Source organism: Microbacterium resistens NBRC 103078 (assembly GCF_001552355.1).
GTDB classification, from domain to species: Bacteria; Actinomycetota; Actinomycetes; order Actinomycetales; family Microbacteriaceae; genus Microbacterium; species Microbacterium resistens.
In genome coordinates this window covers 20,925-40,448 of sequence record NZ_BCRA01000054.1, presented here as the reverse complement: position 1 = coordinate 40,448, position 19,524 = coordinate 20,925, and the positions used below count along the sequence as shown (strand labels likewise).

The 19,524-nt window shown below is 71.2% G+C and carries 19 protein-coding genes; 9 read left to right on the top strand and 10 right to left on the bottom strand.

What is annotated here, in order from left to right; translation table 11 throughout:
- The 10 genes from cobA to MR1_RS10280 all read right to left on the bottom strand — a co-directional run.
- A partial coding sequence (cobA, locus tag MR1_RS20400) for a uroporphyrinogen-III C-methyltransferase (RefSeq protein WP_067245950.1) occupies positions 1-742 on the bottom strand: 742 nt, incomplete at its 3' end.
- On the bottom strand, positions 739-1,650 hold the full coding sequence (locus tag MR1_RS20395; protein WP_067245921.1) for an ABC transporter permease: 912 nt from the start codon (positions 1,648-1,650) through the stop codon (positions 739-741). The genes MR1_RS20395 and cobA, both read right to left, overlap by 4 nt.
- A complete protein-coding gene (locus MR1_RS10315) occupies positions 1,640-2,494 on the bottom strand; it encodes an ABC transporter ATP-binding protein (protein WP_084344521.1) in 855 nt (284 codons plus the stop codon). The genes MR1_RS20395 and MR1_RS10315 overlap by 11 nt, the downstream gene beginning before the upstream one ends.
- Positions 2,491-3,558 (bottom strand): ABC transporter substrate-binding protein, encoded by a 1,068-nt coding sequence (locus MR1_RS10310; RefSeq protein ID WP_255218131.1) that lies wholly within the window; start codon positions 3,556-3,558, stop codon positions 2,491-2,493. Before MR1_RS10310 ends, MR1_RS10315 begins: the two co-directional genes overlap by 4 nt.
- A 28-nt stretch (positions 3,559-3,586) precedes the next feature.
- On the bottom strand, positions 3,587-5,149 hold the full coding sequence (locus tag MR1_RS10305) for a sulfate adenylyltransferase subunit 1 (protein WP_084344520.1): 1,563 nt from the start codon (positions 5,147-5,149) through the stop codon (positions 3,587-3,589).
- The gene (gene cysD / locus MR1_RS10300) at positions 5,149-6,264 is read right to left on the bottom strand and encodes a sulfate adenylyltransferase subunit CysD (RefSeq protein WP_255218130.1); all 1,116 of its coding nucleotides are present in this window, start codon (positions 6,262-6,264) and stop codon (positions 5,149-5,151) included. Before cysD ends, MR1_RS10305 begins: the two co-directional genes overlap by 1 nt.
- Positions 6,261-7,001: a phosphoadenylyl-sulfate reductase gene (locus tag MR1_RS10295; RefSeq protein ID WP_255218129.1), complete on the bottom strand. Its 741-nt coding sequence runs from the start codon at positions 6,999-7,001 to the stop codon at positions 6,261-6,263. Before MR1_RS10295 ends, cysD begins: the two co-directional genes overlap by 4 nt.
- Positions 6,998-8,716, bottom strand: coding sequence for a nitrite/sulfite reductase (locus MR1_RS10290; protein WP_067245935.1), 1,719 nt, complete (start codon positions 8,714-8,716; stop codon positions 6,998-7,000). Before MR1_RS10290 ends, MR1_RS10295 begins: the two co-directional genes overlap by 4 nt.
- Before the next feature lie 267 nt (positions 8,717-8,983).
- The gene (locus MR1_RS10285) at positions 8,984-9,694 is read right to left on the bottom strand and encodes a sirohydrochlorin chelatase (RefSeq protein WP_067245918.1); all 711 of its coding nucleotides are present in this window, start codon (positions 9,692-9,694) and stop codon (positions 8,984-8,986) included.
- Positions 9,695-9,837: 143 nt separating this feature from the next.
- Positions 9,838-10,728 carry a serine protein kinase RIO gene (locus MR1_RS10280; protein ID WP_067245915.1) on the bottom strand — a complete coding sequence of 297 codons (891 nt, stop codon included), beginning with the start codon at positions 10,726-10,728 and terminating at the stop codon, positions 9,838-9,840.
- A 313-nt stretch (positions 10,729-11,041) separates the two neighbouring features.
- Here MR1_RS10280 and MR1_RS10275 point away from each other — a divergent pair, with 313 nt between their 5' ends.
- The 9 genes from MR1_RS10275 to MR1_RS10235 all read left to right on the top strand — a co-directional run bounded on the left by MR1_RS10275 (position 11,042) and on the right by MR1_RS10235 (position 19,523).
- Positions 11,042-11,503 carry a DUF3817 domain-containing protein gene (locus MR1_RS10275; RefSeq protein ID WP_067245910.1) on the top strand — a complete coding sequence of 154 codons (462 nt, stop codon included), beginning with the start codon at positions 11,042-11,044 and terminating at the stop codon, positions 11,501-11,503.
- A gap of 30 nt (positions 11,504-11,533) precedes the next feature.
- Positions 11,534-11,713, top strand: coding sequence for a hypothetical protein (locus MR1_RS10270; protein WP_067245906.1), 180 nt, complete (start codon positions 11,534-11,536; stop codon positions 11,711-11,713).
- Complete coding sequence (locus MR1_RS10265; RefSeq protein WP_067245903.1) at positions 11,710-12,081, top strand: type II toxin-antitoxin system VapC family toxin; 372 nt, start codon at positions 11,710-11,712, stop codon at positions 12,079-12,081. The genes MR1_RS10270 and MR1_RS10265 overlap by 4 nt, the downstream gene beginning before the upstream one ends.
- Before the next feature lie 167 nt (positions 12,082-12,248).
- Positions 12,249-14,108 (top strand): molecular chaperone DnaK, encoded by a 1,860-nt coding sequence (gene dnaK, locus MR1_RS10260; RefSeq protein WP_067245899.1) that lies wholly within the window; start codon positions 12,249-12,251, stop codon positions 14,106-14,108.
- Positions 14,108-14,719: a nucleotide exchange factor GrpE gene (locus MR1_RS10255; RefSeq protein WP_067245896.1), complete on the top strand. Its 612-nt coding sequence runs from the start codon at positions 14,108-14,110 to the stop codon at positions 14,717-14,719. Before dnaK ends, MR1_RS10255 begins: the two co-directional genes overlap by 1 nt.
- 10 nt (positions 14,720-14,729) lie before the next feature.
- Positions 14,730-15,707 carry a DnaJ C-terminal domain-containing protein gene (locus tag MR1_RS10250; RefSeq protein ID WP_067245893.1) on the top strand — a complete coding sequence of 326 codons (978 nt, stop codon included), beginning with the start codon at positions 14,730-14,732 and terminating at the stop codon, positions 15,705-15,707.
- A gap of 232 nt (positions 15,708-15,939) precedes the next feature.
- Positions 15,940-16,383 carry a heat shock protein transcriptional repressor HspR gene (locus MR1_RS10245; RefSeq protein ID WP_233460140.1) on the top strand — a complete coding sequence of 148 codons (444 nt, stop codon included), beginning with the start codon at positions 15,940-15,942 and terminating at the stop codon, positions 16,381-16,383.
- A gap of 872 nt (positions 16,384-17,255) precedes the next feature.
- Positions 17,256-18,578: an ABC transporter substrate-binding protein gene (locus MR1_RS10240; RefSeq protein ID WP_169797675.1), complete on the top strand. Its 1,323-nt coding sequence runs from the start codon at positions 17,256-17,258 to the stop codon at positions 18,576-18,578.
- 54 nt (positions 18,579-18,632) lie between these two features.
- Complete coding sequence (locus MR1_RS10235; RefSeq protein ID WP_067245884.1) at positions 18,633-19,523, top strand: carbohydrate ABC transporter permease; 891 nt, start codon at positions 18,633-18,635, stop codon at positions 19,521-19,523.
- Position 19,524 lies beyond the last annotated feature (1 nt).

Genomic DNA, 19,524 nt, shown 5'->3' with positions numbered 1-19,524 from the left:
CCTCGGGGCTCAGGCGCACCACGTCGCCGATCACGACGACGGCGGGGCTGCGGACGCGACGGGCGGCGGCGAGCTCCACGATCGAGTCCAGGGTGCCGATGGTCACACGCTCGCCCGGTCCGTACCCGTCCTCGACGATCGCGATCGGGCAGGTGCCGCCGCGGACGCCGCGGGCGAGCACCGCCGCCGCGTGGGCGAGGGTGCCGATGCCCATGAGCAGCACGATCGTGTGGTCGCGACCGCCGGGGAGAGCGGCGATCGGATCGTGACCGCTGGCGACGGTGAAGGAGGTGGCCACGCCCCGGTGGGTCAGCGGGACCCCCGCCACCGCGGGCACCGAGACGGCGCTCGTCACCCCGGGCACCATGCGCACGGGAACGCCCTCCTCCTCCAGGTGCAGCTGCTCCTCGCGCCCGCGGCCCAGAACGAACGGATCGCCGCCCTTCAGCCGCACCACGGCCCGGCCCTCACCGGCGAGGCGCACGAGCAGCGCGTTGATCTCCTCCTGCGGCACGCGGTGGTGGCCCGGGAGCTTCCCGACGTCGAGGACCTCCGCCGTGATCTCCACGCCCTCGGCGGCCAGTTGGTCGAGCACGGCGCGGGCGCCGAGCCGGTCGGCGACGATGACGTCCGCCTCCTGGAGGGCGCGCAGCCCGGCCCGCGTGAGCAGCCCCGCGTCGCCGGGACCCGCTCCGACGAGCACGACCCCTCCGGGGACGGCGATCCGGGCGACGGCGCTCACGACGCGGCCCCCGGGGCGAGTCCGCGCCGGCGCAGCACGTGCCGCTCCCACGGGCCGAACAGGACGAGCTCGATGAGGATCCCGATGGCCAGGATCAGCAGGATCGTCGCGAGCACGCCGGGAAGGTCCGCGAGCTCGCGGGACTGCTGAAGCATCGATCCCAGGCCGAAGCCGATGGACCCGCCCACCGCGATGATCTCCGCCGCCATGAGCGAGCGCCACGAGAACGCCCAGCCCTGTTTGATGCCGGCGAGGTACCCGGGGAGCGCGGCGGGCAGCACGATCGCGGTCGCGAGCTGTGCGCGTCCGGCGCCGAGCACGACGCCGACGCGGCGCAGCTGCGGCGGCACCTGGTCGATCCCCGCGAGCAGGCCGTTGACGATCGAGGGGATCGCCCCCATGAGGATCACGAAGTACACGGTGGCGTCCGACAGCCCGAACCAGATGATCGCGGCCGGCACCCATGCTACGGAGGGGAGCACCTGCAGCCCCGAGATCAACGGTCCTGCGGCGCGGCGCAGCGGCGTCCACTCGGCGAGCAGGAGCCCGACCGGTGTGCCCACGACCACGGCGATCGCGAACCCGACGAGGCCGCGCTCCAGGCTGGTCAGGACGGCTTCCTGGAGTCGTCCGCTCTGCGCCGCGTCGGCGAACGCCCCGAGCACCTGGAGCGGGCCCGGCACGATGTCGGGCCGCGGCTGGACGATCGCCACGAAGACCTGCCATGCCGCGAGGAGCACGAGCAGGAGGACGACCGGAGGGAGGACCCGTGCGAGCCGGTCGCGGCCGCGGGCGACGGGGGCCGGGGCGGTCTGCAGCCGGTCCAGCCCGGCCTCGACGCGGGCGAGCTCGTCCGCATCGGCTCTCGCGGAGGAGGGGAGGACGGTGGCGTCGGTGTCAGTCGGCATTGCGTCGGATCTCCTTGCGCAGCTGGAGCGTGATCTCGGCGGCCAGGGCCGCGACCTCGGGGGATTCGATGCGCCGGTCCGCGGCCGCGCCGACGCGCCATTCGCCGGCGACCCGACCGGGACGGCTGGAGAGCAGGACCACGCGCTGTCCGAGCCGGACCGCCTCGTGGACGTTGTGCGTGACGAACAGGATCGTCCGCCCCGTCTCGCGCCAGACGTCGGTCAGCACCTCGTGGAGCAGGTCCCTGGTGATCGCGTCGAGCGCCGCGAACGGCTCGTCCATGAGCAGGACGTCCCGGTCCTGCGCGAGCGCGCGGGCCAGCGCGACCCGCTGACGCATCCCGCCGGACAGCTCGTGCGGACGCTTCTCGGCCGCGTCGGCGAGGTTCACGATCGACAGGAGCCGCAGCGCCTCCGCGCGGCGTTCGCCGCGCGGGACCCCGCGCAGGCGCAGCGCCAGTTCGACGTTGCGCCGCGCGCTCAGCCACGGCATCAGGGCCGAGTCCTGGAACATGACCGCCGCACCGCCGGACGGCGTCCGGATCGCGCCCTGCGTCAGCGGCTCGAGACCGGCGACGAGGGCGAGCAGCGTCGACTTGCCGCAGCCGGATGCACCCAGCAGGCACACGAACTCGCCGGGCGCGATGTCCAGGCTGATGCCGTCGAGCACGAGGGGCCCCGTGCCGTACCGCTTGGAGACCCCGTCCAGGCGGACCGCCGGAGCGGGCGCGGGCGCGGGGACGACGACGGGGGCGACGGCGTCGAAGCTCGGCGCCAGGGAGAGCCCGACGGGAGGCGCCGACGGCCGGGATCCGACCCGCGAGCCGGCGTCGGCGGCGGTCATCCGTCGTCCCGTCCGAGTCCCGCATCCGCGACCGGACCCCGGCCGTCCGCGGTCAGCAGCCGGTTGAGGACCGTGAGATCGAACAGGCCGTCGATCGACCCCTCCTTCTGCGTGCCCGCCTCGATGCCGTTCTCGACGAGCGCCGTGAAGGCGGCGGCCTGCGGATCCGGGGAGAACGTCACGTGGGCGAGCGCCCGCTCCAGCACCGCGTCGTCCAGGGCCTTGCCGGTCGCGTCCTCCAGGGCGGCGTTCACCACCTGCGGGAGCTCCGCCGGATGGGACTCGATCCAGTCCAGCGCCGCGAGGTGGCCGCGCAGCAGATCCTCGACCGCGTCCGGGTGCTGTTCGGCGAACTCCGCGCGGACGAGCAGGACCGTCGTGGGGAACCGGCCCTCCGGCCACAGGTCCGCCTCGTCGACGAGCACGTGGGCTCCCGCATCGACCACGAGTCGCGACACCCACGGCTCGGGGAGCCAGGCGCCGTCCAGCTCGCCGTTCTGGAACAGGCTGAGGGTCTGCGCGTTCTCCGTCGGCGTGATCCGCACGTCGCCGCCGCCCGCGGTCGTCGTCGCGAAGCCCTCGTCGCGGAGCCAGCTCCGAAGCGCGACGTCCTGCGTGTTGCCGAGCTGCGGCGAAGCGAGGGTCGTGCCCGCGAGGTCCGCGGGCGCGACGATCCCGTCCCGGACGACGAGCGCGGCCCCGCCGGTCGTGGCCCCGGCGAGGATCCGCGCGGAGGAGCCGCCGGACTGGATGAAGGTGTTGATCGACGGGTTCGGGCCGATGTACGCCGCGTCGATCGCCCCGGCCGACAGCGCCTCGACGGCGGCCGGGCCCGCGTTGAAGACCTGGGTCTCGACCTCCGTGTCCCCGAGCGCGTCGTCGAACAGTCCCTCGGCGACGCCGACGAGAGCGGGCGCGTGCGTCACATTGGCGAAGTAGCCGAGCCGGAGCGTGTCGAGCCCGGCCTCCGCGGCGTCGGCGGCGGGGGAGGAGCATGCGGCCAGCATCGCCATCCCGAGTCCGAGGGTGGTGAGGGTCGCGGTCGTGCGGATGGTGCTGTTCACAGTCGCCTCCTTCGCGGCGTCGGGGTTCTCAGCGGGGATCGGATCCGACGACGGTCGCGGCGGCGAGCGTCGCGCCGTCGACCGGGTGGATGAGCAGGAGGGCGCCGCCCTCGCGGTTCTCGCGGTACGGCTCCACGGGCAGGGCGGCGGCGAACCGGAGGCGGACGCGGCCGATGTCGTTCACGCCGAGCGCAGCCGCCGGGATCGCCGCGAGGGTGTCCAGGTCGCGCTGCGATCGGACCTCCGACACCACGGCCTGCACCGTCGTCGTGCCGTGCTTGGCGAGGAGCCGGTCTCCCGGGCGGATCGGGCGGTCGTCGAGGACGAACACCTCGGCCTCGGCCTCGCGGGCGCCGGGCGGGACGCTCCCGTGCGCGGCGATGAGCGCGCCCCGGGCGGCGTCGACCTCGTCGGCCAGCGTCACGACGACCGACTGCCCCTCGCGGGCGCCGGGCGCCGCGGAACCGGCGACGAGCACCTCCGTCACCGTCGTCACGTGGCCGCCCGGGAACACCTGCACGCGGTCGCCCACGGTCAGCGACCCGGACGAGACCCGCCCGGCGAAACCACGGAAGTCGCGGTAGCGCTCCGCGGTCTCCGGCCCGTCGTCGAGGAGGGGGGAGAGCCCGCCCTGCGGACGGATGACCGTCTGCACCGGAAGCCGGAAGGGGGCGCCGCCGGCCTCCGCATCGGCCTCGGCCCGGGTGGGCAGGGACTCCAGCAGCTCCAGCAGGGTCGGCCCGGGGACTCCGTCCTCTCCGTACCAGGGCGTCCGATCCGACGGCTCCGCCACGTTGTCGCCCTCCAGCGCCGACACCGGCAGGACGTGCGGTCGCGACAGCCCCAGCTCCGCGGCCAGCGCGACGACCTCGCGCTCCACCGTGCGGAACCGCTCCTCGTCGAACCCGGTGAGGTCGATCTTGTTGACCGCCACGAGCACATGCGGCACGCGCAGCAGCGACACGACGGCGAGGTGTCGCCGGGTCTGCTCCACCACGCCCTTGCGCGCATCGACCAGGACGACGACGGCGTCCGCAGTGGCGGCGCCCGTGACCATGTTGCGCGTGTACTGCACGTGCCCGGGGCAGTCCGCGAGGATGAATCCCCGCGCGCCGGTGGCGAAGTAGCGATAGGCGACGTCGATCGTGATCCCCTGCTCGCGCTCGGCTCGGAGGCCGTCCGTGAGGAGCGCGAAGTCGACGGCGCCGTGGGCGAAGCCGCGCTCCGCCGTCGTCCTGGTCACCTGTTCGAGCTGATCCGCGAGGATCGCCTTGGCGTCGTGCAGCAGGCGCCCGACCAGGGTCGACTTCCCGTCGTCCACCGACCCCGCGGTCGCGAACCGGAACAGCGTCGTCTCGGGATGCGCGCCGAGGCCGGGGGTCGGGTCCGTGGCGTCCGTGGCGTCCGTGTCGTCCGCTGCGCGCCGGCCCCGTCCGTCCCGCAGTCCCCCGCCGTCCTTCGGTCGGCTCCCGCCAGTCCCGATGCCTGCGGGTCGGCCGGGGCCGTCGCTCCGCTCGGCGGGAATGGGAGCCGCGGCAGGGGCGTCGTCCCTGCGCTCGGCGGCGAGCCGTGTGGGGATGTTCGTGGTCATCAGAAGTACCCGTCCTTCTTCCGGTCCTCCATGGCGGCCTCGCTGATCCGGTCGTCGGCGCGCGTCGCACCGCGTTCGGTGAGCGTGGAGCGGCCGACCTCCGCGACGACGGCGTCGAGATCCGCCGCGTCCGACTCCACGGCGCCCGTGCAGCTCATGTCCCCGACCGTGCGGTAGCGGACCAGGCGCCGCTCGACCGTTTCGCCCGGCCGCGGCTGCGAGAACGCGCCGACCGCCCGCCACATGCCGTCGCGGCGGAACACGTCGCGCTCGTGCGCGAGGTACAGCGGGGGGAGCGCGATCCGCTCCCGCGCGATGTAGCGCCAGACGTCCAGCTCGGTCCAGTTCGAGATCGGGAACGCGCGCACGTGCTGGCCGGGCAGGTGCCGGCCGTTGTAGAGGCTCCACAGCTCCGGGCGCTGGTTGCGCGGATCCCACTGCCCGAACTCGTCGCGCAGCGACAGGATCCGCTCCTTCGCCCTGGCCTTGTCCTCGTCGCGGCGGGCGCCGCCGAACACGGCGTCGTGGCGACCGGCCGCGATCGCGTCGAGCAGGGGGCGCGTCTGCAGCACGTTCCGGGTGCCGTCCGGCCGCTCGGCGAGCCGGCCGTCGTCGATGTACGACTGCACGTCGGCGACCTCCAGCACGAGGCCGAGGCGGGCGACGGTCTCGTCGCGGAAGCGGATCACCTCTGGGAAGTTGTGCCCGGTGTCCACGTGCAGCACCGGGAACGGGATGCGGCCGGGGGCGAACGCCCGCGCGGCGAGGTGCAGCACCACGACGGAGTCCTTGCCGCCGGAGAACAGCAGCACGGGACGCTCGAACTCGGCGACGACCTCGCGGATGACGTGGATCGCCTCCGCCTCCAGCGCGTCGAGCGCGCTCAGCGGCCCGGTGCTGCGCGTTTCGTCTCGGTCTCGCTCCGCTCGTCCTCGCTCAACGACCGGACCCCCGTTCTCGGTCGCGGAGCGAGGCGAAGCGGTGTCGTTCTCGGTCGTTGAGCGAGCGGAGCGAGACGAAACGCGGTCGTCGTCGGTCGTTGAGCGAGCGGAGCGAGACGAAACGCGGCGTCCGTCCGCGGCCGTCTCGGGGGAGGAGGTGGTGTCGATGCTCATAGGTGGAGTCCGCATTCCGTCTTGGCCAACCCGGCCCAGCGGCCCGAGCGGGGGTCGTCGCCCGGGGCGACGGGGTTCGTGCAGGGAGCGCAGCCGATCGACGGGTACCCGTTCGCCACGAGCGGGTTGACGACCACCGCGTGCGTCTCGGCGTAGGCGAGGAGGTCGTCGAACGTCCAGCTCGCGACGGGGTTGACCTTGATCAGCCCGTTGCGCTCGTCGAAGGCGATGAGCGGCGTGTCGGTCCTCGTCGGTGCCTCCTCGCGGCGCACACCGGTGAACCACACCTCGTACCCGCCCAACGCCCGATGCAGCGGAGCCACCTTGCGCCGGGCGCAGCACAGCCCTGGGTCCCGCGCGAACAGGTCGGCGCCGAGTTCGGCGTCCTGCTCGGCGACGCTCTGCTCCGGGTGCACGTCCACGATCCGCACGTCGAGGGTCCGGGCGACCTCGGCCCTGGTGGATCGGGTCTCGGCGAAGTGGTAGCCGGTGTCGAGGAACAGCACGTCCACGCCCGGGAGCCGCTCCGCCACGAGGTGCGGGAGCGCGGCATCCGCCATCGAGCAGGCCACGGCGGCATGGCGGACGCCGACGTGCGCCGCGACCCAGGCGACGACCTCCCCGGGCGTCGCCTCGTCCGCCGCCCCGCTGCGCAGCTCGTCGGCACCGCGCGCGGCCAGCGCCCGCAGGTCCTCGGCATCCCGGCGCCGCGGTCGCACATCCACCCGCACGCTCACCGCAGGTCCTCCTCGTCGGCCCGGTGCGCCCAGGCCGCGAAGGACTCGCCGTCGGCGCGGTCGGCCAGATAGCGGCGGATCACGCGCTCGGCGTAGTCGGCGATGCCGTCCGCGGGCACCTTGAGCCCGCGGACCGTCCGGCCGAGACCCGCCTCTTCCCGGTCGACCCCCGCGAGTCCGCCGCCGAGGTGCACCTGGTAGCCGGGCACCTGTGCGCCGTCGATCGTCACGAGCTGGCCCTTGAGGCCGATGTCGGCGACCTGGATGCGGGCGCAGGAGTTGGGACAGCCGTTCACGTGCAGGGTGATCGGGCGGCCGATCTCGGGCTCCAGGGCGCCGAGACGCGCCTCCAGCACGCGGATCGCCTCGGCGGCGTTCACCTTCGTCTCGACGATCGCCAGTTTGCAGAACTCGATGCCCGTGCACGCGATGGTCCCCCGCCGGAACAGGCTCGGGCGCGCGGAGAGCCCGAGCGCGTCGAGGCCGTCCACGAGCGACGGGACCCGCTCCTCGGGGACGTCGAGCACGAGGAGCTTCTGGTACGGGGTGGTGCGGATCCGGCCGGAGCCGTGCTGCTCGGCGAGATCGGCGAGGCCCGTCAGCGTCGTCCCGGAAACCCGGCCCACGAGCGGCGCCGCGCCGACGTAGAAGCGGCCGTCCCGCTGGCGGTGCACCCCGACGTGATCCCCCTGCCCCTGCGGGCGCGGCGCCGGCGGGCCGTCGGGCAGCGGCTCATCCAGGTACTCCGTCTCCAGGACCTCGCGGAACCGCTCCGGTCCCCAGTCGGCGAGGAGGAACTTCAGCCGTGCCTTGTTGCGCAGGCGCCGATAGCCGTAGTCGCGGAAGATCTGCGTGACCCCGTGCCAGACGTCGGCGACCCGCTCCGGAGCGACGAACGCGCCCAGGCGCTCGCCGAGGCGGGGGACGGCCGCCAGCGCCCCGCCCACCCACAGGTCGTAGCCGATGCCGAGCTCGGGGTGCTCCACGGCGACGAAGCCGCAGTCGTTGATCTCGTGAACGACGTCCTGGCTCGGATGTCCCGTGATCGCGGTCTTGTACTTGCGGGGGAGGTTCGCCAGGGTCGGATCCCCGATGAAGCGATCCGCGATCTCCCGGATCTGCGGGGTCGGGTCGATCAGCTCGTCCGCCGCGATCCCGGCGACGGGCGAGCCCAGGACCACGCGCGGCACGTCCCCGCACGCCTCGGTGGTGCTGAGGCCCACCCCCTCCAGCCTCCGCCAGATCTCCGGCACGTCCTCGATCCGCACCCAGTGCAGCTGGATGTTCTGCCGGTCGGTGAGGTCCGCCGTGCCCCGCGCGTAGGCGGTGGAGATCTCGCCGATCACGCGGAGCTGCGCGGTGGTGAGCTGCCCGCCGTCGATGCGGACGCGGAGCATGAAGAACTCGTCCTCGAGCTCGTGCGGTTCGAGCTGAGCGGTGCGGCCGCCGTCGATCCCGGGCTTGCGCTGCGTGTACAGCCCCCACCAGCGGAAGCGTCCGTGCAGGTCGGTCGGGTCGATGGACGAGAAGCCGCCGGCGGCGTAGACCTCCTCGATCCGGGCGCGGACGTTCAGCCCGTCATCGGCGGCCTTGAACTCCTCGTTCGCGTTGAGGGGCTCGGTGCCGTCGATCAGCCATTGGCCGTGCGGCTTCGTGGGCACACGGGCGGTGCGGGTGCGGGCGCCGCGCACCGGGGTCGTGGTGTCGGAGGACATGCCGAACACGGTAGGAATGCGGACCCGCGTCCGCCATCGTCCGTGACCTCCACCGACTTTCGCGGTCATTGTTCGACACGATCCAGAAATCCCGGAGGGACGTGGGGTTCGATGGAGCGCCGCGGTGCGTGCCTTCCGGTCGTTGAGCGAGCGGAGTGAGTCGAAACGTGAGCCGCTCCCGGTCGTTGAGCGAGCGCAGCGAGTCGAAACGCGTGAGCCACGTCCGGTCGTTGAGCGAGCGGAGTGAGTCGAAACGTGTGAGCCGCGTCAGACGGACGCGACCAACGCCGACTCGCGGAGGCCGGGTGCGAGATCTTGCGCCTCGGCGTCCCGGTACCGGTCCACGACGATGTCGACGAGCTCCGTCGGGGGTTCGGCGCCGTCGAGGAGCGGCGCGGAGACGGGATGGCCTTCGGCGAGGCGCCGCGCGAGATCGAAGAAGTACCCGGGCGCGAGGAGGTAGGTCGCGAGGACCGCCCCGGGGTGCGCGCGCAGCGCGTCGTCGACGCGAGGCGCGCGAGCGGCCAGGTACGCGGTGGTGACGGGGCGTCGGAGCCGTCGTGCGAGGAGGGACGCCGTCCGTTCCGCGTCCGGGAGGGAGCGGGGATCCCGGGATCCGGCGACGCCCAGCACGACCGGCACGTCGCTCGCCGCCTCGGCCAGCCGGCGCGCCAGCACGGCGGCGAGCCGCGGATCCGGACCGAGCGGGTCCGTCACCCGCACCCCGGGGCGCGCCAGTCGCCCGAGGTCGACGCCCACATGGAACCCGCGCGACAGCAGCAGCGGCACGACGACCACCGATCCGTCGAGGCCTGCCAGCGCCGTCTCGGCGTCCGGCTGCTGCACGTCGACGAACGCCGAGCGGACGCGGACGTCCGGCAGCCGTGCGGCCACGCGCTCGACGAGCAGGGCGATCGCCGCGGCGCCGCGGGGGTCGGAGGTGCCGTGCGAGACGGCCAGCAGGGAGGGGTGCGACATGGGTGGCGAGTCTAGGCACGCGCGCGCCGCTCCGCCCCCGCGCCCGTCACACGGCGAAAGACTCCCCGCCCCGGTCGAGTGGTCAGTTTCTGTGGGTTCGGGGCGCCGCAACCCACAGAAACTGACCACTCGATGGGAGGGGGTCAGCCGAAGGACTCGGCCACGAGCGAGGCGAACAGCTCCTCGGCGTCGCAGTCGACGCGGCGCCGGGAGAACCAGTCGCACACGTTCACGCAGTCGCGATGCATCAGGTCGAGGCCCTGCGGGTTCGCGACCGTGTCCACGATCTGCGGCAGGTCGATCACGACCACACGGCCCTCGTGCACGAGGAGGTTGTACGGCGAGAGGTCCCCGTGTGCGAGTCCGGCGCGGGCGAACACCCGCATGAGCTCCACGACCTGCGCGAACAGGCCCGCCAGCGCGGCCGGATCGTGCCGGACCTGCGCGAGCCGCGGCGCCGCCTGGCCGTCCGTGCCGAGGAACTCCATCAGCACCTCCGTGCCGCTCACCTGCACCGGATACGGGACGGGAGCGCCGAGCTCGTACATGCGGCAGAGCGCGGCGAACTCCGCGAAGGACCACTGCGCGGCGGCCACGGAGCGCCCGTGCACGGACTTCCTCGCCATCGCGCGGGCGTCGCGCGTGTTCTGCACGCGGCGTCCCTCGGTGTACACGGCCGAGCGGTGGAAGTTCCGGTGCTCCGGATCCCGGTAGCGCTTGGCCGCGAGGAGCGTGCGCGAAGACGGATCACCGGGCACGGCCCGTTCGAGGAGGAACACGTCCGCCTCCTTGCCGGTCTTGAGGATGCCGAGCTCGGTGTCGACGGCTCCGGCGGAGGTCACGACCCAGGCCGGGCGCGGCTCGGGGCCGCGCTCGGACGGGGTGGTCGCGGGCCACGTGGACCAGCGCTGCCCTTCGCCGAGCTCGACGTCGGCGAAGGCGAGGTCGTCCAGCCCTTCGAACGGAACGAAGACGGAGGGGGCGGATACGGGGGAAGAGGACGGTGCGTCCGGGGACGCGGAAGAAGAGGTCAAGTCTGGCTCCGGGTTCACGGGCCGCTCGACGCGAAGAGCGGGGCGGCCGTATCAGCTGCGGGGGTCGGCGAAGGGCGCGACAAAGACGGTGTTCATCGTTCGCTCCTTCCCTCGATCCCGGGCGCATCCCGGTGCCCGCCGAGTCTATGCCTCGCCATCCGGATCTGTCACCCCTCGTCCCGGGGCGTCGGAGGAACATCGATCGAAAGGTGGATGCCCGCCGGAGGCGTCGCGTCGCCTGGTTTCCTAGGCTGGAGGGGCCTGCGCGAGGACCCCGTCCGGTGCCGCCGCGCGTCCCGACCCGAGGAGCCCCGTGTTCACCACCCCCGCCCGCCTGTTCCGTGCGCTGGCGATCGCCGAGGCGATCACCTGGACCCTGCTGATCGCCGGCCTCATCACCAGGGCCGTCGGAGGCCCCGCCGTCGCGGTCACCATCGGCGGGGGGATCCACGGCTTCGTCTTCCTCGCGTACGGCGCCATGGCCGTCCTCCTCGCGTTCCACCAGCGCTGGAAGCCCGGCGTCGCGGTCCTCACGATCGCGAGCGCGATCGTCCCCTACGCCACGATCCCCGTGGAGATCTGGCTGCACCGCTCCGGCCGCCTGACCGGCGCGTGGCGCCTGGAGGAGACGGACGACCCGCGCGACCGGACCTGGTACGACCGGACGATGCGCTGGTTCCTGCGCCGCCCGTGGGTCCTGGTCGTGCTCATCCTCGCCGCCGTCGCCGCGATCTTCACCGTGCTCCTGATCCTGGGTCCTCCCGGCGGGAAGTGACCCGTCGCGGCGGGAGAGCACATCACTGTCGTGGAGCGGGGCCGCGCGGTCGCGGAGATCAGCCCGGCCGCGCCGTCGCACTGGGAGCACCTGGTCGCGGGCGGCAAGGTCCGGGCCGCGACTCGCTCCGGCGCACTGCCCTTCGAGGCGGAGGAGCGTGACGACAGCGTCGCGGAGATCGTCGACGACATCCGCGGCGAGCGGTCGTGATCTACGTCGACACCTCGGCGGTCCTGAAGGCGGTGATCGCGGAGGAGGGCTCCGACCGGGTGCGCGCGCTCTTCGCCGAGGGTGTGCCTCTCGTCTCCTCGCGACTGCTGGAGGTCGAGCTCCACGCGGCGTCGCAGCGGAGCGGCGTTCCCCGGGAACGCGTCGAGGCGCTGGTGGACAGGATCGCGTTGATCGCGCTGGACGACGAGGTCGTCGAGCACGCGGTGTCGGCGGCATCGGGACTGCGCAGCCTCGACGCGCTGCACCTCGCGACCGCGCTTCTGGTCGCGGAGGACCTCGAGGGATTCCTCACGTTCGACGACGAGCTCGGCCGCGCGGCTGCGGCCCGTGGACTGCGGCGCGCATAGACGCGAGCGGACCGCCCCGATCCAGAAGTTGAGCGATGCCGTATCAACTTTGTTGACAATGCGGGGGCCGGGTGCGTATCCTTGAGTCATCGCGACTCAGGTTTCTGTGAGGGATCGGGTCGCCACGGACTTCCCGAACACGATCAACCTCACGAAGGAGAAAACACATGGCACGTGCTGTCGGTATCGACCTCGGTACGACGAACTCGGTCGTCAGCGTCCTCGAGGGCGGCGAGCCCAAGGTCATCGCCAACGCTGAGGGCTTCCGCACCACCCCGTCGGTGGTCGCATTCACCAAGGACGGGGAGGTGCTCGTCGGCGAGACCGCCAAGCGCCAGGCCGTCACCAACGTCGACCGCACCCAGGCGAGCGTCAAGCGCCACATGGGCACCGACTGGACCGTCGAGATCGACGGCAAGAAGTGGACCCCGCAGGAGATCTCCGCGCGCATCCTGCAGAAGCTCAAGCGCGACGCCGAGTCCTACCTGGGCGACACCGTGACCGACGCGGTCATCACCGTCCCGGCCTACTTCAACGACGCCGAGCGTCAGGCGACCAAGGAGGCCGGTGAGATCGCGGGCCTCAACGTCCTCCGCATCATCAACGAGCCCACCGCGGCGGCCCTCGCCTACGGCCTCGACAAGGGCAAGGAGGACGAGCTCATCCTCGTCTTCGACCTCGGCGGCGGAACGTTCGACGTCTCCCTGCTCGAGGTGGGCAAGGACGACGACTTCTCCACGATCCAGGTGCGCGCCACCTCCGGCGACAACCGCCTCGGCGGCGACGACTGGGACCAGCGTCTCGTCGACTACCTCATCAAGCAGTTCAAGGACTCGACCGGCGTCGACGTCTCCGGCGACAAGATCGCCCTGCAGCGCCTCAAGGAGGCCGCGGAGCAGGCGAAGAAGGAGCTCAGCTCCTCGACGTCCACGAGCGTCAACCTGCCGTACCTCTCGCTGACCGAGAACGGCCCGGTGTCCCTGTCCGAGACGATCACCCGCGCGAAGTTCGAGGACCTCACCAAGGACCTCCTCGACCGCACCAAGAAGCCCTTCGAGGACGTCATCCGCGAGGCCGGCATCAAGGTCGGCGACATCGCGCACGTCGTGCTCGTCGGCGGATCGACGCGCATGCCCGCCGTCGCCGAGCTCGTCAAGCGCGAGACCGGCAAGGAGGCCAACAAGGGCGTGAACCCGGACGAGGTCGTCGCCGTCGGCGCGGCCCTCCAGGCCGGCGTCCTGAAGGGCGAGCGCAAGGACGTCCTGCTGATCGACGTGACCCCCCTGAGCCTCGGCATCGAGACCAAGGGCGGCATGATGACCAAGCTCATCGAGCGCAACACGGCCATCCCGACCAAGCGCAGCGAGACCTTCACCACGGCCGACGACAACCAGCCGTCCGTGGCGATCCAGGTCTTCCAGGGCGAGCGCGAGTTCACCCGCGACAACAAGCCGCTGGGCACCTTCGAGCTCACCGGCATCGCCCCGGCCCCGCGCGGCATCCCGCAGATCGAGGTCACGTTCGACATCGACGCCAACGGCATCGTGCACGTGTCCGCCAAGGACAAGGGCACCGGCACCGAGAAGTCGATCGTCATCTCCGGCGGCTCGTCGCTGTCGAAGGAGGACATCGAGCGCATGGTCCGCGAGGCCGAGGAGCACGCGGCCGAGGACAAGAAGCGTCGCGAGTCGGCCGAGGTCCGCAACCAGGCCGAGACCCTCGCGTACTCGATCGAGAAGCTGATCTCGGAGAACGAGGACAAGCTGCCCGAGGACGTCAAGACCGAGGTCAAGGCGGACGTGGACGCCCTCAAGACGGCCCTGGCCGGCGAGGACGACGACGCCGTGAAGACCGCGTTCGACAAGCTCTCGCAGTCGCAGTCCAAGCTCGGCGAGGCCATCTACGCCCAGGGCCAGGCCGCCGGTGCCGAAGGCGCCCCGGCCGAGGACGCCGCATCCGCCGAGTCCGGTGCGGACGAGGACGTCGTGGACGCCGAGGTCGTCGAGGACGAGGACGAGAAGAAGTAATGACGGATCCCAAGGACTTCGAGCAGCCCGACGAGGGCAACGGGGTCGCCGGCGAGGGGTCGGACGCGCACGCGTCCGGCCCCCAGCCGGATCCGGCCACCGAGAACGAGAGCGCCGACGAGCTGACCGTCGACGACATCCTGAACACCGAGCAGAGCGCCGACGCGGCCGCCGAGGACCAGGCCCTCGAGGACGCGGAGCACGCCCTGCTGGTCGACCTCAAGCGTCTCCAGGCGGAGTACGCCAACTACCGGCGTCGGACCGAGGAGCAGCGCGCCGTGGACGTCGAGCGTGCCAAGGGCGAGGCCGCCAAGGGCCTCATCCCGGTGCTCGACGACCTGGATCGCGCCGCCCAGCACGGCGACCTCGCGGAGGGCACCCCCTTCGCGGTGATCGCCGACAAGGTGCGCGCCGTGGTCGACCGCCTGGGCGTGGTCGCCTACGGCGAGAAGGGCGAGGACTTCGACCCGCAGCAGCACGAGGCGATCTTCCAGCAGCCCACCCCGGGCGCGGAGAAGGCCACCGTGCTCGAGGTCGTCGAGGTCGGATACCGGCTCGGCTCCGTGGAGCTGCGCCCCGCGAAGGTCGTCGTCGCTGTTCCGGCCGAGTAGGCGGTGATCGATGGCTAGCCAGGACTGGTTCGACAAGGACTTCTACAAGGTGCTCGGGGTGTCCAAGGACGTCTCCGACGCCGACCTGAAGAAGACCTACCGCAAGCTCGCCCGCAAGTACCACCCGGACTCCAACCCCGGCGATTCCGCCGCGGAGGCGAAGTTCAAGGAGATCAGCGAGGCGTACGCCGTGCTGAGCGACAAGGAACAGCGCGAGGAGTACGACCAGATCCGCGCGATGGGATCCGGTGCGCGCTTCACGGCGAGCGGATCGGGCGCGGGCGGGTTCGAGGACGTCTTCAGCGGGTTCGGCCAGGGCCGGCAGAGCGCGGCGGACTTCGAGGACCTCTTCGCGATGTTCAACCAGGGCGGGGGCTCGTTCGGCTCCGGCCGGTTCGGGCAGTCCACCGGCGGCTATCGCGGTTTCGGCGGCCCGCACAAGGGCGCGGACGTCACGGCGCGCACCACGCTGGACTTCACCACCGCGGTCAAGGGCGAGACGATCACGCTCCAGGGCGAGGACGGCAAGCCGTTCAAGGTCAAGATCCCCGCCGGCGTCGCGGACGGCCAGAAGATCCGGCTGCGCGGCCGTGGTCGTCCCTCGCCCGACGGCGGCGAGAACGGTGACATCGTCGTGCAGGTGACGGTGCGGCCGCACCCGGTGTTCACCCGGGACGGACTGAACCTGCGCCTCACGGTGCCGGTCACGTTCACGGAGGCCGTGCTGGGGGCGACCATCGAGGTGCCGACCCTCGGCGGGGATCCGGTGAAGCTCCGGGTCGCTCCGGGGACTCCGTCCGGCCGCGTCCTCCGCGTCAAGGGGCGCGGGGTGACGACGAGGAAGGGCACCGGCGACCTGCTCGCCCAGCTGGAGGTCGCCGTGCCGACCCACTTGGACGACGCGGCGAAGGAGGCGCTGGAGCGCTTCCACGAGCTGGAGCCCAAGGAGAACCCGCGGGCCGATCTCATGTCGAAGGCGCGGACGTGATGACCGCCCTCCGGTCGTCGGGCGGGCGCGGCGAATGCCTCCGGTCGTTGAGCGAGCGGAGCGAGACGAAACGCGGTGACCGCCGTCGGCGCGTGTCGTCGGTTCGACTCGCTGCGCTCGCTCAGTGCGCCGCACGGCGCGTCGCTCCTCGCTCGATGACCGGGGGACCGGGCGCGGCCGCCCGCTCGGCGAGCACCCCGAGGGGCGGGTGAGGACGATGGGTGAGGGCCGCATGGACGCGGACACACCGGTGTTCGCCATCGCCGTGGCGGCGGAGCTCGCCGGGATGCACCCGCAGACGCTGCGTCAGTACGACCGGATCGGGCTGGTGGTCCCGGGACGCACGCGCGGCGGATCCCGCCGCTACTCGACGCGCAACATCGAGCAGCTCCGCGAGGTCGCGCAGCTCTCCAGCGAGGGCATGAGCCTGCCCGCCATCGCGCGCCTGCTGGATCTGGAAGAGGAGACCCGGCGCCTGCGTCGCCGCGTGTCCGAGCTCGAGGGCGCCCTCCGTGCCGAGCGGGAGAACCGTCCCGGCATGCGCGTGTTCGCCGCCGGGGCCACGGGCTCGGTCGTCACTCTTCCCTCCGGGCGCCGCATCCGCCGCTCCACCGAGGTCGTGCTGTGGCGTCCCCGCCTCGAGCCCGAGGGCGACCCGGACGACACCGAGCGCTGATCCGGCACGGGCGCTGATCCGGCACGGGCGCCGACCCGACACGGGCGCTGATCCGTCGATCCTGCCGGCGCTGATCCTTGGCGTGCGCTCAGACGAGGTGCGGGCGGCAGGCGTCGAGGAACGCGCGCGGGTCGTCGGCCCAGAGCCGCACGAGCGTGGTGTTCTCCGTGAACTCGCTGTCGCGACGAGCAGGTAGCCGTTAGCCGAGGAGGAATCACTCCGGGTGAGGTCGACGGCGAACCAAGGACCGTCGACGGGTGCCTGCCGCCGCTGAGAACCTCAAACGATGACCACAAGGGATTCAACGACCGCGGCGCACATGAGGGCCGAGGAAGCGGCGTGACCTTGTCCTCGTTCACCTGCCCCCGCCCTCAGCTGATCGGCGCTCCTTTCGTAGAGAGGCGCCATGGTCGCGCTCTGGCGGTGGGACGCTCGAACTGGTCGACGTCCTTTCGGAGGACCAGACGATATCGGTGACCGTCGTTTAGGTGACGTGGCAAGACCGCCTCGGCGGTGAAGGCCTTCGTGTCGACGGGGCGGCGTCACGGCAAAAGTCTCCTCGGCGTCGGGTGGTGGAGGGCTTCGTACTCCCCAGGCACAGCGCTGACGACGTTGCCTAACGCGGGTCGCGGCTTCCGGTTCGGACAGCGGATCGGGCCTGCGGGCGACCGTTGTCTTCCGACGGGGCAGGGAGCTCGCCGCTGAGGAAGGGGTACTTTCGGAATCAAAAGATCCCGACTCTGAAAACACAGAAATCAAAAGAAATTCGATCAGGAGCCCTATTTCATTAGGCGGCAATACGTAAAGAACCCTAAGCTTGGCGAGGCTCGGGCATGTGCCGAGAACTTCTACAGCGACGTAAGGGGTTTGGAATGAAACTCACAAGAAGCCTCACGGGAGCGGCCGCGGTCGTGGCTGTTCTCGGTTTGACGGCCTGTGCCGGCGGCGCGGCGCCGACGACGTCGGGGCAGACATCCGGCGGGAACACGGTGTCGTTCCGCTCCTGGAGCCCGATCGAGCAGACCACGCGCCAGATGATCGAGGCCTTCCAGGCGAAGAACGAGGGCGCGAAGATCGACGCCACGATCTTCAACTACCCGGAGTACCTCGTCGACCTGCAGAGCCGGGCGAGCTCGAACACGATGCCGGACATCCTCGGTCTCCAGCCAGGTGCGCTCACCCAGCAGTATCGCGACCACCTCATGCCACTCCAGGACTGCGCGGCGAAGACATGGGGAGACGACTGGCAGAGCAGGTTCTACCCGATCGGCATCGAGCAGGCTCGCATGGGCAACCCGGAGGGCGACGAGAACTTCTACTCGCTACCCATCCTCACGCAGACGGTCAACCTCTGGGCCAACTCGGAGATCTTCGAGAAGGAGGGTCTCGAGGTCCCCACGACATGGGACGAGCTCGTCGCGACGACGGAAGCGATGAAGGGCAAGGATTACGCGCCCTTCCTGCTCCCCGCGAAGGACTCCTGGCTGCGCAACGTGGTGTTCCTGCAGATTGCGAACAACATCGCCCCGGGGAAGGTGTACGAGGCGGAGGGCGGCACGGCAGCCTGGACGGATCCAGAGATCGTCGAGGCCTTCGACTACTGGGGCCGGCTCTTCAGAGAGGGGATCGCCCAAAGCGGTGCGATCGGTCTCGACGCCTACCCGTCGGCGGTGAACCAGTTCGAGGCGGGCAAGGCGGCGATGATCCCGCTCGGCGCGTGGTGGATCCAGCAGTCCGACCCGACGAAGAGCGACATCCCGCCACTGTCGGATGGCATGTCCGGCTACGAGCCCTTCTTGTTCCCGACTATCCCGGGCGGTGCCGCGGAGTCGCAGTTCGTCGGCGGTATCGACGTCAGCCTCGGCATCGCCAAGAACACCGCAAACCCTGATCTCGCCTGCAAGGTCCTCACCGACTTCATCGCGGGCTTGGGAGCGCAGAAGCTCGTCAACACGATGAACGACGTCCCGGCCGTCACCGGGCTCTCCCCGGAGAAGTTCACCAGCGACAAGCAGGAGAAGATCTGGAACCTGTTCGTCGAAGAGTGGCTCCCCGAGGTCAAGTACTCCCGGTACTTCGCCTCGCCGAAGATCGATCAGGCCGTCGCCGACGCGCTCGCCGCCATCGCGACCGGTGACTCCACTCCGGCGGATGCCGCGGCATCCGTGCAGGCGGTGCAGGACAGCGAGAAGTAGCCGGCCGCGGGGTCCGGATCGGCCGATCCGGACCCCGCTCCGAGAGGAGAGCGAATGAAGATCCGGACCCGAGAGCGAATGGTGGGGATCGCTTTCCTGGCGCCCACGCTCGTCCTCTTCGCCGTGTTCGTCGTCTACCCGATCGTCTACAACGTGCAGGCGAGCACGCTCAGATGGGACGGCGTCAACGTCGGCACGGCCGTCGGGGTGCAGAACTATCTCGACCTGTTCGCGGATCCGACGTTCCTGATCACGCTGCGCAACTCGGCGTTCTGGATCGTGCTGACCATCATCCCGCAGGGGCTCATCGGATTCCTCCTCGCGGTCGCGCTGAACCAGGGCCTGCGCGGCAGCACCGTCTACCGCGCGATCTTCTTCATCCCGGCGATCCTCTCGCCCGTCGTCGTCGGGATCGTGTGGCAGCGCATCCTCGATCCGTTCAACGGCGTCCTGACCGAGTTCGGCAAGGCGACCGGACTCACCTTCCTCGGCGGCGACTTCCTGACCGAGCCCGACACGGCGATCTTCGCCGTGATCTTCGTGAACGTCTGGATGTGGACTGGATTCTCCATGCTGTTCTACCTCGCCGGCCTCCAGCTGATCGACCCGAGCCTGATGGAGGCGGCGCGCATCGACGGGGCGAACGGGTTCCAGACGATGGTGAGGATCACGTTCCCGCTGCTGAAGACGACCACGCTCTCGCTGGTCCTGCTCGGGATCATCGGCTCGCTGAAGACCTTCGAGCTCGTGTACGTGCTCACGCAGGGCGGGCCGAACCACGCATCCGAGATGCTGCCCACCTTCGCCTTCCTCGAGGCGTTCCAGCTGCAGAACGTGGGCTACGCCTCCACGATCAGCGTGGTGCTGCTCGTGATCGCGGTCGTGAGCTCGCTGTCGATGGTGCGGGTGTTCGGCGCCGGATTCATCACGGGAGACGAGAGATGAC